General features: G+C 63.4%; 10 protein-coding genes and 2 pseudogenes. 6 read left to right on the forward strand and 6 right to left on the reverse strand.

Features of this window, described 5'->3' with window-relative positions:
- The first annotated feature begins 39 nt into the window (after positions 1–39).
- Complete coding sequence (locus JQ611_RS04965; protein ID WP_212464687.1) at positions 40–3,219, forward strand: efflux RND transporter permease subunit; 3,180 nt, start codon at positions 40–42, stop codon at positions 3,217–3,219.
- Positions 3,209–4,408: an efflux RND transporter periplasmic adaptor subunit gene (locus JQ611_RS04970; RefSeq protein WP_212464688.1), complete on the forward strand. Its 1,200-nt coding sequence runs from the start codon at positions 3,209–3,211 to the stop codon at positions 4,406–4,408. The genes JQ611_RS04965 and JQ611_RS04970 overlap by 11 nt, the downstream gene beginning before the upstream one ends.
- A gap of 155 nt (positions 4,409–4,563) precedes the next feature.
- Here JQ611_RS04970 and JQ611_RS04975 read toward each other — a convergent pair whose 3' ends face one another.
- Entirely contained in the window at positions 4,564–6,075 is a 1,512-nt protein-coding gene (locus JQ611_RS04975) for an acetyl-CoA acetyltransferase (RefSeq protein WP_212464689.1), read from the reverse strand.
- Positions 6,076–6,221: 146 nt separating this feature from the next.
- Positions 6,222–7,355, reverse strand: a complete 1,134-nt coding sequence (locus JQ611_RS04980) for a nitronate monooxygenase (RefSeq protein WP_212464690.1) — start codon at positions 7,353–7,355, stop codon at positions 6,222–6,224.
- Between the two features lie 236 nt (positions 7,356–7,591).
- Between JQ611_RS04980 and JQ611_RS04985 the strand changes: the two are divergent.
- Positions 7,592–8,925: pseudogene (locus tag JQ611_RS04985) on the forward strand (flavin-containing monooxygenase).
- A 122-nt stretch (positions 8,926–9,047) separates the two neighbouring features.
- On the opposite strand, the gene JQ611_RS04990 reads toward JQ611_RS04985, so the two are convergent.
- Entirely contained in the window at positions 9,048–10,199 is a 1,152-nt protein-coding gene (locus JQ611_RS04990) for an aminotransferase class V-fold PLP-dependent enzyme (RefSeq protein WP_212464691.1), read from the reverse strand.
- 194 nt (positions 10,200–10,393) lie between these two features.
- On the opposite strand from JQ611_RS04990, the gene JQ611_RS04995 reads away from it, so the two are divergent.
- A complete protein-coding gene (locus JQ611_RS04995) occupies positions 10,394–10,756 on the forward strand; it encodes a hypothetical protein (protein WP_212464692.1) in 363 nt (120 codons plus the stop codon).
- A 23-nt stretch (positions 10,757–10,779) separates the two neighbouring features.
- On the opposite strand, the pseudogene JQ611_RS05000 reads toward JQ611_RS04995, so the two are convergent.
- Positions 10,780–11,016, reverse strand: a pseudogene (locus tag JQ611_RS05000) (ABC transporter ATP-binding protein); the annotation flags it as partial.
- A gap of 167 nt (positions 11,017–11,183) precedes the next feature.
- On the opposite strand from JQ611_RS05000, the gene yghU reads away from it, so the two are divergent.
- Together yghU and JQ611_RS05010 are read left to right on the forward strand one after the other, a co-directional pair.
- Positions 11,184–12,080, forward strand: a complete 897-nt coding sequence (gene yghU / locus JQ611_RS05005; RefSeq protein WP_212464693.1) for a glutathione-dependent disulfide-bond oxidoreductase — start codon at positions 11,184–11,186, stop codon at positions 12,078–12,080.
- A gap of 126 nt (positions 12,081–12,206) precedes the next feature.
- Positions 12,207–12,962, forward strand: a complete 756-nt coding sequence (locus JQ611_RS05010; RefSeq protein ID WP_212464694.1) for an alpha/beta fold hydrolase — start codon at positions 12,207–12,209, stop codon at positions 12,960–12,962.
- A 92-nt stretch (positions 12,963–13,054) separates the two neighbouring features.
- Here JQ611_RS05010 and JQ611_RS05015 read toward each other — a convergent pair whose 3' ends face one another.
- Complete coding sequence (locus tag JQ611_RS05015) at positions 13,055–13,336, reverse strand: GNAT family N-acetyltransferase (protein ID WP_212464695.1); 282 nt, start codon at positions 13,334–13,336, stop codon at positions 13,055–13,057.
- Between the two features lie 126 nt (positions 13,337–13,462).
- Positions 13,463–14,080: a flavin reductase family protein gene (locus JQ611_RS05020; protein WP_212464696.1), complete on the reverse strand. Its 618-nt coding sequence runs from the start codon at positions 14,078–14,080 to the stop codon at positions 13,463–13,465.
- Between the last annotated feature and the right edge of the window lie 149 nt (positions 14,081–14,229).

A 14,229-nucleotide genomic window follows, 5' to 3' on the forward strand; every position in this document is an offset into this window, starting at 1 on the left:
GGTTCTCAGCCCTTCACAGGCCTCGGGATTGCCTCCTAGATGATCGCACTGGTCCGTATTGCGCTGAGCCGGCCCTATACTTTCGTCGTGCTCGCGCTGCTGCTGCTGATCATCGGACCCTTGGCCGCGCTGCGCACGCCGACCGACATCTTCCCGGATATCCGCATCCCCGTCATCGGGGTGGTCTGGAACTATACCGGCCTGCCGCCTGACCAGATGTCCGGGCGTATCATCACGCCGTTTCAGCGGGCGCTGACGACCACCGTCAACGACATCGAGCACATCGTCGCCAATTCCTACACCGGCATCGGGATCGTCAAGATCTTCTTCCAGCCGGGCGTCGATATCCGTACCGCCAACGCCCAGGTGACGGCGATCTCGCAGACGATGATCAGGCAGTTGCCGCCCGGCGCGACCCCGCCGCTGATCCTCAATTACAGCGCCTCCACCGTTCCGATCATCCAGGTGGCGCTGTCCGGCGAGGGGCTGACCGAACAAAACCTCGCCGATATCGGCATCAACCAGCTGCGTACCCCGCTCGTCACCGTGCCGGGCGCGGCCATTCCCTATCCGTTCGGCGGCAAGCAGCGTCAGGTCCAGATCGACCTCAATCCGGCCGCGCTGCAGGCCCGCGGCCTGTCCGGGCAGGACGTCGCCAACGCGCTCGCCGCGCAGAACCTGATCACGCCGGTCGGCACCCAGAAGATCGGCCAGTTCGAATACACCATCCAGCTCAACAACTCGCCGCTTCGAATGGAAGAGCTCGGCGACCTGCCGATCAAGGCGGTGAACGGCGCGATGGTCTATGTTCGCGACGTGGCCTCCGTGCGCGACGGCAATCCGCCGCAGACCAACATCGTTCACGTCGACGGCAACCGCTCGGTCCTGATGATGGTGCTGAAGGCGGGTGCGACCTCGACGCTCGATATCATCGCGGGCATCAAGCAGAAGGTGATCGAGGTCAAGGATTCGCTGCCCGACACGCTGAAGATCGGCTTCATCGGCGACCAGTCGGTGTTCGTGCGCGGCGCCATCGAGGGCGTTGCCGTCGAAGGCGTCATCGCCGCGCTTCTGACCAGCGTGATGATCCTGCTGTTCCTCGGAAGCTGGCGCTCGACCATCATCATCGCCGTCTCGATCCCGCTGTCGGTGCTGGGCGCTATCATCATGTTGTCGGCGATCGGCGAGACGCTCAACATCATGACGCTCGGCGGGTTGGCGCTGGCGGTCGGCATCCTCGTCGACGATGCCACCGTGACCATCGAGAACATCAACTACCATCTGGAGCAGGGCAAGCCGGTCGAGCAATCGATCCTGGATGGCGCCAACCAGATCGTGACGCCGGCCTTCGTGTCGCTGTTGTGCATCTGCATCGTGTTCGTGCCGATGTTCTTCCTGCAGGGCGTGGCGCGCTTCCTGTTCGTGCCGATGGCCGAAGCCGTCATGTTCGCGATGATCTGGTCGTTCCTGCTGTCGCGCACGCTGGTGCCGACGATGGCGAAATATCTGCTCCAGCCGCATGTCCATCATGAGGGCGGGCCGCCGCCGACGCGCAATCCGCTGGTGCGCTTCCAGCGCGCCTTCGAGGCGCGGTTCGAGCGGATTCGCGCCGGCTACCACGATCTGTTGTCGATGGCGCTGGGACGGCGGCCGCTGTTCGTCACCGGCTTTCTTGCCGTGGTCGCGCTGTCGTTCCTGCTGGTGCCGTATCTCGGCCGCAACTTCTTTCCAGCGGTCGATGCCGGCAACATCCTGATGCATGTCCGCACCCAGGTCGGCACCCGCGTCGAGGAGACCGCCAACCAGCTCGCCGACGTGCAGAAGGCGATCCGCAAGATCATTCCGCCCGGCGAGATCGAAACGCTGACCGACAATATCGGCATGCCGATTTCCGGCATCAACATGACCTACAACAACACCGGCGTGATCGGACCGGCGGACGGCGACATCCAGATCAAGCTCAGGGAAGGCCACCGGCCGACGGATGAGTACGTCCAGATCTTGCGCGAGCAATTGCCGCGGCTGTTCCCCGGCATGAACTTCTCGTTCCTGCCGGCCGACATCGTCAGCCAGATCCTGAACTTCGGCGCGCCGGCGCCGATCGACCTGCAGATCCGCGGCGCGGACATGAAGGCGAACTTCGACTATGCCAACAAGCTGCTGAGCAAGATTCGCCGCATTCCCGGCATCGCCGACGCGCGCATCCAGCAATCGCCCAACGCGCCGACCTTCAACATCGATGTCGACCGCACCCGGGCGCAATATGTCGGTCTGACCGAGCGCGACGTCACCAACAGCCTCGTGGTCAATCTCGCCGGCAGTTCGCAGGTCGCGCCGACCTTCTACCTCAACCCCGACAATGGCGTGTCCTATTCGATCGTGATGCAGACGCCGCAATACAAGATGGACTCGCTCAGCGCCCTGCAGGCGCTACCCATTACGGCGACCGGCAATTCGCAGGCGCCGATCCTGGGCGGCATCGCGGACGTGAGGCGCTCGGCCTCCAGTGCCGTCGTCTCGCAATACGACATCCAGTCGATGGTGCAGATCTACGCGACGCCGCAGGGCCGCGACCTCGGCGCGGTTGCCGCCGACGTCCGGACCGCGATGGCGGAGACGGCGAAGGACGTGCCAAAAGGAAGTTCGGTGGTGCTGCTCGGCCAGGTGCAGACCATGAACAGCGCGTTTTCGGGCCTGCTGTTCGGGCTGCTCGCGGCCGTGGTGCTGATCTATTTCCTGATCGTGGTGAACTTCCAGTCCTGGTCCGATCCGTTCGTGATCATCACGGCGCTGCCCGCGGCCCTTGCCGGCATCGTCTGGATGCTGTTCACGACGCAGACCACGCTGTCGGTGCCGGCGCTGACCGGCGCCATCATGTGCATGGGCGTTGCCACCGCCAACAGCGTGCTGGTGATCAGCTTTGCGCGCGAGCGTTACGAGGAACTCGGCGATCCCATCGCGGCGGCGCTGGAAGCCGGCTTCGTCCGCTTCCGCCCGGTCCTGATGACGGCGCTCGCCATGATCATCGGCATGACGCCGATGGCGCTCGGGCTCGGCGAGGGCGGTGAGCAGAATGCGCCGCTCGGGCGGGCGGTGATCGGCGGCTTGATCTTCGCCACCATCGCCACCCTGATGTTTGTTCCCGTGGTGTTCAGTATGGTACACAAGAAACAGGGCGTCATTGCCGACGCCGCACTGGAGAGCCCGCATGACCACTGAACAACGCCCGCCGGTATCGCGCCGGAAATTGGGCCTATTCGGGGTCGTGGCGCTGATCGGGGCGGGGCTGATCGTCGCCACCGGCATCCGGGCGCGCGAGGAATCCGGCTCGAAGCTGCGCGAATGGACCGACAACCAGGCGATCCCCTCGGTCGCCGTCGCGTTCCCCAATGCCCGCGCGCTCAACCCCACCATCGATCTGCCGGGGCGGCTGGAAGCCTATTCGCGCGCGCCGATCTTCGCGCGCGTCAGCGGCTATCTGAAAAGCTGGAGCGCCGATATCGGCGCCAAGGTCAAGGCAGGCCAGGTGATCGCGGAGATCGAGGCGCCCGACCTCGACCAGCAATTGCTGCAGGCCCGAGCTGATCTTGTGAGCCAGCAATCGAGCGCGCGGCTGTCGGAGGCCACGCTGAACCGGCGCAAGACGCTGCTCGCCTCGAACTTCGTTTCGATGCAGGAAATCGACGAGCGCACCGCCGACCTCGCCAACAAGAAGGCGGCCGTCAATTCCGGTACCGCCAATGTCGAACGGCTGGAGGCGCTGGCGGGTTACAAGAAGATCACGGTTCCGTTCGACGGCATCGTCACCGCGCGCGAGACCGATGTCGGTGCGCTGATCAATGCCGGTGGCGGCACCGGGCCGGCGATGTTCGTGGTGTCAGACATCACCAAGCTGCGCGTCTATGTCAACGTGCCCCAAAGCTATGTGCCCGCGATCAAGATCGGCGCCAAGGCCGCGCTCACGATGCCGGAATATCCGAACCGCAGTTTTGCGGCGACGGTGGAGGCCTCCTCGCAGTCGGTCGAGGTGGCATCCGGCACGACGCGGATGCAGCTGGCGCTGGATAATTCGAGCGGCGAGTTGATGCCGGGCGGCTATGCCAGCGTGCGGCTGAACCTGCAGCGCGACGCCGTGCCGCTGCATATTCCCTCCAGCGCTCTCATTTTCAACAAGGACGGTTTGCGGGTCGCGACCGTCGGGCCTGACGACAAGGTACTGTTCAAGACCGTCACCATCGCCCGCGATCTCGGCCGCGAGATCGAACTCGCCTCCGGCGTCGCCCCCGACGACCGCATCATCACCGCGCCGCCCGATGGCATCGCCGACGGCGATCCGGTCCGCGTCGTCGGCGCCGCCGCCAAGGGCAAGCCCACGACGGCGTCGGAAAAGCAGGATGTGAAGGGGTAGGGGGAGCTTCCTTAACCTCGCCCCGCTTGCGGGGAGAGGTCGGCGCGTAGCGCCGGGTGAGGGGGTACAGGTCTCACTTCAAGTGCGCTCGCGGATAGAGCCCCTCACCCCAACCCTCTCCCCGCGAAGAGCGGGGCGAGGGAGCAGAGAGAGAGTCACCCCACCCGCCACTCCAGTACACCATCACCGGCCGTGACGATCTCCCCAACTGAACCCACCGGTGTGCGCTCCATGTTGCGCAGATGCGCCAGCGTGGCGCTGTCGCTCGCCGGCACTCGCGCCAGGGCACGCGCGTCATCCGCCGTGCGCATCATCACCACGCCATGCTCGACATCGCCCTTGCCGCCATAGATCACGGTAAAGCTCTCGACCTTGCCCTTGCCGCTGGCTTCCGTGACGAATTCAGGCACGGCGCCCTTGCGGCGGTCGGCTTCGGCCTGGACGCTGGTGTCCTGCGCCAGAGCCTCTCTCGGTGCTTGTCGCGAGAGCACCAGGCCATGATGTTTGGTAACAAATCCGCCCTGGCCGTAGAGCAGGCCGAGCGTGCCGCCTTCACGCAGCTTCCTCACCATCGCGCAGGCCGCGTGCGTCATATAGGTGTTGAGCGGCGCGCCGAAAAAGGTGAGGCCGCCGGTGACGGTGGGCCTGACATCGGGGCCGAGGCCGAGCGTCCGGCGCGCCATCTTGGGCACGCAGGGAAAGCAGCTGTACAATTCGATCGCGTCGAATTTTTTGCCGTCGCCCTCCACCAGATCCATCACGGCGTTGAGCACGGCATTCTGCGGATGGCTCTCAAAAAACTGATCTCGCACCAGATAGTCGCGCGGCTCTTCCGCCGACGCACCGCCTAACGGATAGATCAGCTTGTCCTCGGGCACGCCGGCGGCGCGCGCCTTTGCCAGCGACGTCATCAGGATCGCGCCGCCCATGTTGACGGTCGGGTTGGCTACCATCAGCTTGGTGTAGGGCCAGGCGATCAGCCGGTTTTCCGGTGTCGGCGTTGTGATCTCGTCCGGCGTGAACTGCTTCTTCAGCCACGAACTGGGATTCTCCGACGCCACGCGCGCATAGGTCGACCAGAGCTGTCCGGATTCGGCGAGCGCCTCGCGCGGGGTCTGGCCCCAATGCGCTGATGTGGCGGACTCATACAGCGGATAGACCGTGATGGGACGGAACACGCCGAGCGTCACCGCCATCGGCTTCTGGAACGCTGCGCCGCGCTTCGGCTCCTCGACGTCATGGGCGAACGGCGTCCAGGGCAGGTCGATGCCGGCCCGCTGTGCTTTAGTTGCGGTCGATTGCGCCTCAGCGCCGCACACCGCCGCCACGCTGCATTCGCCGCGCGCGATGCGTTTTGCAGCTTCATGCAGATAGCGGATCGGGCTCTCGCCGCCGACCGGGCCGTAATAGCAATGCGCCGGCGTGGCGCCGAGCCGCTCGGCGAGTTGTTTCTCCGGATCGCGGTAGCGCCAGCTCAGGAAATTGACCACGTCGAGCGAGCCGAGTTCGCCAAGCAGTTTAGCGCCGCTGTCCGCCTCCGCGCGCTTCAGCGCCTGTTCCAGCAGCGCGAGCGGTTCGAGCCCGGCGGCAATGTCCTTCGGCCGGTCGACGATTTCGCCGACGCCGACGATGACGGGAATGCGGTCTTCGGGGAGGGATGTTGGCATTTTTTTGTGGCTTTGCTTTCTGGCTTCGGACTCCGACCTCATCCTGAGGAGCGGCGTCTTCGCCGCGTCTCGAAGGATGCAGGCCCATCTGTGGCCTCATGGTTCGAGACGCGCGAAGACGCGCTCCTCACCATGAGGAATAGATATCATTCTTCCATCAACGCGTTCATATGTTCGACGGCATCAACAAAATCTTCCTTGAACTCCTGCACCACGGCGCCGGCGGATTTGACGCTGTCGATCAGGCCGACGCCCTGGCCGACGAAATAGCTGACGAGGTCGCGCGCCTGCACGTTGCCGGCAGCCGCGGCGCGGTCGATCGAGTTGAAGGCGTCGCGGCTGATGATGCTTTGCAGCGGCATCGGCAGCGCGCCGGGGCTGTCGGGCCCGCGGTCCCAGGCATCGGTCCATACCGAGCGCAATTGCCGCGCGGGCTTGCCGGTACGGCCCTTGGAGCGGATGGCATCGCGCGAGGACGCCGCAATCATCTTCTCACGAAAAATTTCGGTGGTCTCGGATTCGACCGTGGCAAGCCACACCGAGCCGGTCCAGACCCCGGCCGCGCCCATCGCCATGCAGGCGGCCATCTGGTGTCCGGTCATGATGCCGCCCGCGGCCAGCACCGGCACGTTGCGGATCGGCTTGATCGCCTTGATCACCTCCGGCACCAGCACCATGGTGGAAACTTCGCCGCAATGGCCGCCGGCTTCGGTGCCCTGCGCCACCAGGATATCGACGCCGGCTGCGACCTGCCGAAGCGCGTGCTCCTTGGAACCAATGAGGGCGGCGACCGGCACGTCGTGCTTGCGGCCCATCTCGATCATCGCCTTCGGCGGCACGCCGAGCGCGTTGGCGATCAGCCTGATCGGATGACGGAAGGATACGTCGAGCAACTCCAGCGCGATCTCGGCGTCAAACGGTTGCGGCTGGTTGTCGGCGACACTCTCGGTCGTGAGTTCGATGTTGTATTTCTTCAGGAGGTTGCGGGTGAAATCACGGTGCTCTTGCGAAACCCGCTTCTCCAGGCTTTTCCAGGAAACGTTCTTCTCGCCTGATGTCGAGATGTTTTCCGGGATCAGCACATCGATGCCGTAGGGCTTGCCGTCGATGTGGTCGTCGATCCATTTTAGTTCCTGCTCCAGCGTCTCTGGCAAATATCGAGTCGCACCCAGCACGCCAAATCCACCGGCGCGGCTGACGGCGGCGACCACGTCGCGGCAATGGCTGAACGCCAGCAGCGGAAATTCTATTCCCAGCATGTCGCAGATCGGGGATTTCATGGTCGTATCCGTTCCCTGGGGCGGCTTTGACGCCGCTCGTTGGTTTTTGTTTGCCGTGTTGACCGACGCTAGCCCATCAGGGGCTGGGATGCCAAGCGGCTTTCCCGACACGTAATCTTTCGCATTCCACGTCGCAAAATATGCAACCCGGCGCGGCCGATTTGTCTCTTGCGCTTTCGTACCCAGCGGAGAATGCTGTTTGCCAAATCGACAATAAATCGAGGGAGCCCGCATTCATGTCCGCATTGCCATCCGTTTCCGGGAAAGTTTCCGAGAGCTACGACGTCGTCGTGGTCGGCGCGGGCTTTGCCGGCATGTACATGCTGCATAAACTGCGCGGGCAGGGCTTTTCAGCGCGGGTCTATGAGCAGGGCGATGGCGTCGGCGGCACCTGGTACTGGAACCGCTATCCCGGCGCGCGCTGCGATGTCGAGAGCATGCAATATTCCTATTCGTTCTCCGAACAGCTGCAGCAGGAATGGGACTGGAGCGAGCGCTACGCGCCGCAGCCGGTATTGCCGAGCAGGCCAGCCACCTCACCGTGTTTCAGCGCACCGCGAATTTTTCGATTCCCGCCCGCAACGCCATGCTGACCGAGGAAGAGCGGCAGGCGTTCCGCGCCAAATATCCGGAAGTCAGGCAATTCGCGCGCACGGAATCGCGCAACGGCATCTATACCGAGATGCCCGATCGCGGCGCGCTCGATGATGGCGACAACGAGCGCCGCTCCAAGTACGAAGCGCGCTGGAACCGCGGCGGGCTCACCTTCATGTCCGTCTATAACAACCTGGCGCTGGACCATGCCGCCAACGACACCGCCGCCGATTTCGTCCGCGAGAAGATCGCCGAAATCGTCAAGGATCCCGAGAAGGCAAAATTGCTGCAGCCGAACAACCATCCGATCGGCTCCAAGCGCATCTGCATCGATACCGAATATTTTTCGACGTTCAACCGTCCGAACGTGACGCTGGTCGATATCAAGTCCAATCCGATCGAGGAGATCACGGCCAATGCCGTCCGCACCGGCGGCAAGGACTACGAGGTCGATGCATTGGTGCTGGCGACCGGCTTCGATGCGATGACAGGTTCAGTCGCCAAGATCGACATTCACGGCCGCAATGGCCAGACATTGAACCAGAAATGGGCCGAGGGCCCGCGCACCTATCTCGGCTTGATGAGCGCCGGCTTCCCCAATCTCTTCGTCATCACCGGCCCGGGCAGCCCGTCGGTGTTGTCGAACATGATCGTCTCGATCGAGCAGCATGTCGACTGGATCACCGACTGCGTGACCTATATGCGCGACCGCGGCTTTGAGGCCATGGAAGCCAAAAAGGACGCCGAGGATAATTGGGTCGCCCACGTCAACGAGGTCGCCTACACCACGCTCTATCCGCAGGCCAATTCCTGGTACATGGGCGCCAACGTCCCCGGCAAGCCACGCATCTTCATGCCCTATATCGGTGGCGTCGGGCCTTATCGGCAGATCTGCGACGACGTCGCGGCGAATGGGTATGAGGGCTTTGCGATGACGGGCGCGGAGCCCGCGCAGAAACGCGTTGCGTCATCCTGAATTCTATCCGTCATGCCCGGGCTTGTCCCGGGCATCCACGTCTTGCTTTTGTGTTGTTGCGAAGACGTGGATGGCCGGGACAAGCCCGGCCATGACGGCGAAACGAGTTGTGGCGGATAAGGCTATCCCCGCAACCGCCTTCCCAACACCTCCACAAACCGATCCGCATCCGCCTCGTCATTGTAAACATGCGGCGACAGCCGCAGCCGTCCCAGCCGCGGCGCGACGTAGACGCCGTCGCTTGCCAGTCCCTCGACGAGTCCCGCCGGCATGCCGCCCTTGAACGCCAGGCTCAAAATATGCGGCGCGCGCAGCCGCGCGTCCGGCACGCTGACGCCGATGCCGCGCACGCCTTCCGCAATCCGCTCCGTCAGCATCGCGATACGCTGCACCACGGCCGAGGCGCCCCATTCGGCGAGCATTTCCATGCCAATGGACGCCATCTCCATCGAAATAAAATAATCGCGCTCGCCCATGTCGAAGCGGCGCGCATCGGGCACGTAATTGAGATCGGTGAAATAGACCGAATTCTCGGCGCGCACGTCGCGGCGGCCGGCTGAGGTCTGCTCCAGCGGAATGCCGTTCTGATGGCGTTTTGCAACATAGAGAAAGGCGCGGCCGTAGGGCCCGAGCACCCATTTGTAGGTCGGGAACAGCACGAAATCCGGATCGAGACGTTTGACGTCCATCGCCAGCACACCGACGCCTTGCGTGGCGTCGATCAGGAACATCGCGCCGCGGGCCTTGAGCACCGCGCTCACTTTGTCGACATCGATCAGCCCGCCATCCGACCAGTGCACGGAGGAGATCGAGGCAAGGCTGACCTGTGGCGCGCCCGATCGTTCGATCACGGCCAGCACCGCCGACGTCCAGTCGCCGTCTTCAGGTTGTCGGACGGTCTCGACCGTGAACCCCTGCGCCTCGGTCCGCGCGTGCCATTCCAGCACCGGGGAGGAGTGATCGCTTTCCAGCACGATCACGCGCGTGCCGCGGGGAATGGTCAAAAGCTTTGCCGCCGTCGCGACGCCGTAGCTGATCGAGGGGGTCAGCGCGACATCGGAAGGATCGGCATTGATCAGCCGGGCAGCAGCCGCGCGCGCGCGTTCGTTCTGCTGGTTGGCAAAGGAAGCCGGGAGCTTCCAGGGCATTCCCTTGCGCCCCACAGCCGCGCGCGCGGCTTCCTGAGTCCGGATCGGCAAGGGGCTGTAGGAGGCGGCATTCAGGTAGCAAATCTCGCGCGGGATATCGAACAAAGCGCGTTGGGAGGCAAGCATCCGGCAGATCTCTCTTTGTGGTGACCCGTCCATTATGGCCGATCCCGGCCGGGCCAGCCACAAAGGCATTGCTCCGAGTACAACTCTGCCGCGCCTCATGACTTCTACGCCATGATGTGTTGAACCCGGGCTATGGCAGGCGCGACCAAAGGGCGTTTGCAGAGCTCCACATATCAGTGGCAACAGAGGCGGCCATGTCACTTTCCTACGAAACCCAACGACCCATCGCCTCGGACAATATCGTCGCCGGCGCGGTCTACGTACTTTACGGCGTAGGATATTTCACCGGGATTACAGCGCTGATGGGCGTCATCATCGCGTATGTGAAAGTCGACGATACCGACCCCGTGATGCAGTCGCATTTCCGGTTTCAGATCAGGACCTTCTGGATCGGACTGCTGTACCTTGCGATTGGCATTCCGTTGTCCCTGGTGCTGATCGGCCTCCCGATTCTTGCCTGGTGGTTCATCTGGTCACTCATCCGCATCGTCAAGGGCGGCCTGTTGAGCATCGAGCACAAACCGATCGCTAATCCGAGGTCCTGGCTGTTCGGATAATACAGCCGGCGGGAAGCTGCCCCCTAAACCTCCAGCCACTCCTTGCGTACGCCGGCATTGGCGGCAAGCTCGGCCGGCGTTCCCTCGAACACGATGCGGCCGTGGCCCATCACATAGAGGCGGCGGGAAATCTTCAGCGCGATGGTGAGCTTCTGCTCCACCAGAAGAATAGCGGTACCGCGGCGTGCGATTTCGTCGAGCAGGGTGCCGACCTGTTCGACCAGCTTTGGCGCGAGCCCCTCCGTCGGCTCGTCGATGATCGCGACATGGACCTGACGCGGACCGCCACGGGAATTGTTGGGCTGCCATGCAGCATCTTGCGGTTGGCGGCGACAGCCCCAAGGTATACCAGACTCACGCATTGTAATTCCGCCGCGCGGCAGATCGCCTCTATCACACGGCCGAAAGAAGCCTGGAGCCAACACGAATGAACGACGTTGTTACCGACCCCACCGCCTATGTGCCGCCCAAAGTCTGGACCTGGAATAAAGCAAGCGGCGGCCGCTTCGCCAGCATCAACCGGCCGATCGCAGGTCCCACGCATGACAAGGAACTGCCGGTCGGCCGGCATCCGTTTCAGCTCTATTCGCTGGCGACGCCGAACGGCGTGAAAGTCACCGTCATGTTCGAGGAGCTGCTGGCCGCCGGGCACAGCGGCGCCGAATATGACGCATGGCTGATCAAGATCGACGGCAACCAGTTCGGCAGCGGCTTTGTCGCTGTCAATCCGAACTCCAAGATCCCGGCGCTGATGGACCGCAGCGGACCGAAGCCGATCCGGCTGTTCGAATCCGGCGCGATCCTGATGCATCTGGCTGAAAAGTTCGGTGCCTTTCTGCCGGCAGGCGGCGAGGCGCGGGCGGAATGCCTGTCATGGCTGTTCTGGCAGATGGGCAGCGCGCCGTTTCTCGGTGGCGGCTTCGGCCATTTCTACGCCTACGCGCCGACCAAGATCGAATACGCCATCGACCGCTACGCCATGGAGGTGAAGCGTCAGCTCGACGTGCTCGACCGGCGACTTGCCGACAATGAATATCTCGCCGGCAGCGAATACACGATTGCCGACATGGCCACCTGGCCGTGGTACGGCGCGCTGGCGAAGGGTCTCGTCTACGGCGCCGGTGAATTCCTGTCGGTGCACGAATACAAGAACGTGCAGCGCTGGACCGACGCGATTGCAAAGCGCCCGGCGGTGAAGCGCGGCCGCATGGTCAACCGGATCTCGGGCGATCCGGCGAGCCAGCTCCACGAGCGGCATGAGGCCAGCGATTTCGACACCAACACGCAGGACAAGATCGGCGTGCCGACCGACGCGTCGCCGTAGTCCGTAGGGTGGGCAAAGGCGCACTTGCGCCGTGTCCACCACGCTTATCCGTGCAAATAATTGGAGTGGTGGGCACGCTTCGCTTTGCCCACCCTACGAACAAAAAATCCGAACCGAGGAAACCGCATGCCTACTTTCGAAAAAGGCGCCGTTCGTATCCACTACGAGGAGGCCGGCTCCGGCTTTCCGCTACTGATGATCGCCGGCGGCGGATTGAACTCGACGATCGCGGGCCTGTCGGGCAGTTACCCGCCGTTCGATTCGTTCGAGGAGTTCAAGGGCGAGTACCGCTGCATCGCGGCCGATTTGCGCAACGCCAATACCGGGCAATCCACCGGCCCGCTCGAAATCGACCGGCCCTGGGATTCCCACACCGACGATCATCTCGGCCTGATGGATCACCTCGGAATCAACAGGTTCATGGTGCTCGGCTTTTGCATCGGCGGCCCCCTGATCTGGAATCTGCTGAAGCGCGCGCCGGACCGCATCGTTGCCGCCGTGCTGGCGCAGCCGTCAGGCTCGCGTCCCGAGATGCGCGATCTGTTCTACGACAACAATACCAAAGGCTGGGCGCCGGAGCTCCTGAAGCAGCGGCCCGACATCACCGCGGAGACAACAGATAAATTCCTGACCAAAATGTACCGCACCAACCCTGACTTCGTCTTCACCGTGACGCGAGACTTCGTGCGCCAGTGCCGGACACCGGTGCTGATCCTGCCCGACGATATTCCGGCGCACCCTTACGCGGTCGCCATGGAGTCGGCGATGCTGGCGCCGAACGCCGAAGTCAGCATGTTCCCGTGGAAGGAGCCCAAGGAGCGGATTCCGCTGGCGGTGCGCCAGATCCGCTCATTCCTGCGCGCGCACCGGCCGGTGGCTTAGCTTGTAGGGTGGGCAAAGCGAAGCGTGCCCACCATTTCAACCGCGTTTCAATTGAAAATGGTGGGCACGGCGCAAGCGCGCCTTTGCCCACCCTACGAAGCGCCCAGCAAGTCGTTATCTTCCGGATGCTTGCGCATGTAGCCCTGGATGAACTCGCATTCGACCGTGAGCTTGCGTCCCTGCGCCCGTACTGCATCGAGCGTCGCGCGCGCCAGTTTGGAGCCGACGCCTTTGCCGCCGAGCTCCGGCGGCACTTCGGTATGCACCAGTGTGATCGCGCCTGGCGATTTCCGATAGGTGACGAAGGCGATCGCGCCATCGATTTCGAGTTCAAACCGGTTGCCGGCTTCATTGTCGCGGAAAGTGTCGGTCATGCGCGATCTCGTTTGGTGCGTAGGGTGGGTAGAGCGAAGCGAAACCCACCGTCTTAATCGGCAGCTATTGATGGGTTTCGCTGCGCTCTACCCATCCTGCAATCTAATCCACCTACAGATTACGAACTACTTCACCGGAAGTTCCGGCGCCGGCGGGAACACGACGCGGTCGTCGGTGCGGCAGTAGCGGTCGGCGAACATGCGGCCGATCGGGTGGTAGCGCTCCATGTGCACGCGCATCGTCTGCGTATCCCACAATTCGTCGCGGATGTAGAAATTGATGCCTTCGCCCATGATCAGCGTGCGGTCGCCATTGACGTCGATGGTCTTCCAGATCTTGCACTCCATTGCCCAGGGCGCGTCGGCCAGCCGCGGCGCGGCGACCCGGGTCGAGGGGGCGAGTTTCAGGCCGAGATAGCCGGGCTCGCCGACATCGGGCGGAAAGTCGCCGCTGGAATCGTGCATTGCCCGCGCCAACGGCTCGTCGGTGAGGTTGACGACGAATTCGCCGGTGCGCTGGATGTTGACCAGCGTGTCCTTGACGCGGCCATCGGGCCGAAGATTGACCGCGAACATGCACAGCGGCGGGTCTTCGCAGAACACGTTGAAGAAGCTGAACGGCGCCGCGTTGACCACGCCGGTCGGGCCAACCGACGTCACCCAGGCGATCGGCCGCGGCAGCACGAAGCCTGCGAGCAGCTTGTAGCGCTCGCGCGGCTGCAGGTTTTCAGGCGCGTATTCCATGGCGGGATTCCTGTTGGGACGGGTGAGGACTCACTGCGCGTGAATTTGCGGAGGCACCCCACCCCAACCCTCCCCCGCAAGTGCGGGAGAGGGAGCGCATCGGTGTTTGTCGAACGATCGAAATCAACATTGGCTGAGCACACTGCTTA

Source organism: Bradyrhizobium sp. AUGA SZCCT0182 (assembly GCF_018130185.1).
Taxonomy (GTDB): Bacteria; Pseudomonadota; Alphaproteobacteria; order Rhizobiales; family Xanthobacteraceae; genus Bradyrhizobium.

Excerpts from the sequence above, each read along its gene's own strand:
- JQ611_RS04965 (WP_212464687.1), top strand. The coding sequence starts at position 40 with ATGATCGCACTGGTCCGTATTGCGCTGAGCCGGCCCTATACTTTCGTC.
- JQ611_RS04970 (WP_212464688.1), top strand. The coding sequence starts at position 3,209 with ATGACCACTGAACAACGCCCGCCGGTATCGCGCCGGAAATTGGGCCTA.
- JQ611_RS04975 (WP_212464689.1), bottom strand. The coding sequence starts at position 6,075 with ATGCCAACATCCCTCCCCGAAGACCGCATTCCCGTCATCGTCGGCGTC.
- JQ611_RS04980 (WP_212464690.1), bottom strand. The coding sequence starts at position 7,355 with ATGAAATCCCCGATCTGCGACATGCTGGGAATAGAATTTCCGCTGCTG.
- JQ611_RS04990 (WP_212464691.1), bottom strand. The coding sequence starts at position 10,199 with ATGCTTGCCTCCCAACGCGCTTTGTTCGATATCCCGCGCGAGATTTGC.
- JQ611_RS04995 (WP_212464692.1), top strand. The coding sequence starts at position 10,394 with ATGTCACTTTCCTACGAAACCCAACGACCCATCGCCTCGGACAATATC.
- yghU (WP_212464693.1), top strand. The coding sequence starts at position 11,184 with ATGAACGACGTTGTTACCGACCCCACCGCCTATGTGCCGCCCAAAGTC.
- JQ611_RS05010 (WP_212464694.1), top strand. The coding sequence starts at position 12,207 with ATGCCTACTTTCGAAAAAGGCGCCGTTCGTATCCACTACGAGGAGGCC.
- JQ611_RS05015 (WP_212464695.1), bottom strand. The coding sequence starts at position 13,336 with ATGACCGACACTTTCCGCGACAATGAAGCCGGCAACCGGTTTGAACTC.
- JQ611_RS05020 (WP_212464696.1), bottom strand. The coding sequence starts at position 14,080 with ATGGAATACGCGCCTGAAAACCTGCAGCCGCGCGAGCGCTACAAGCTG.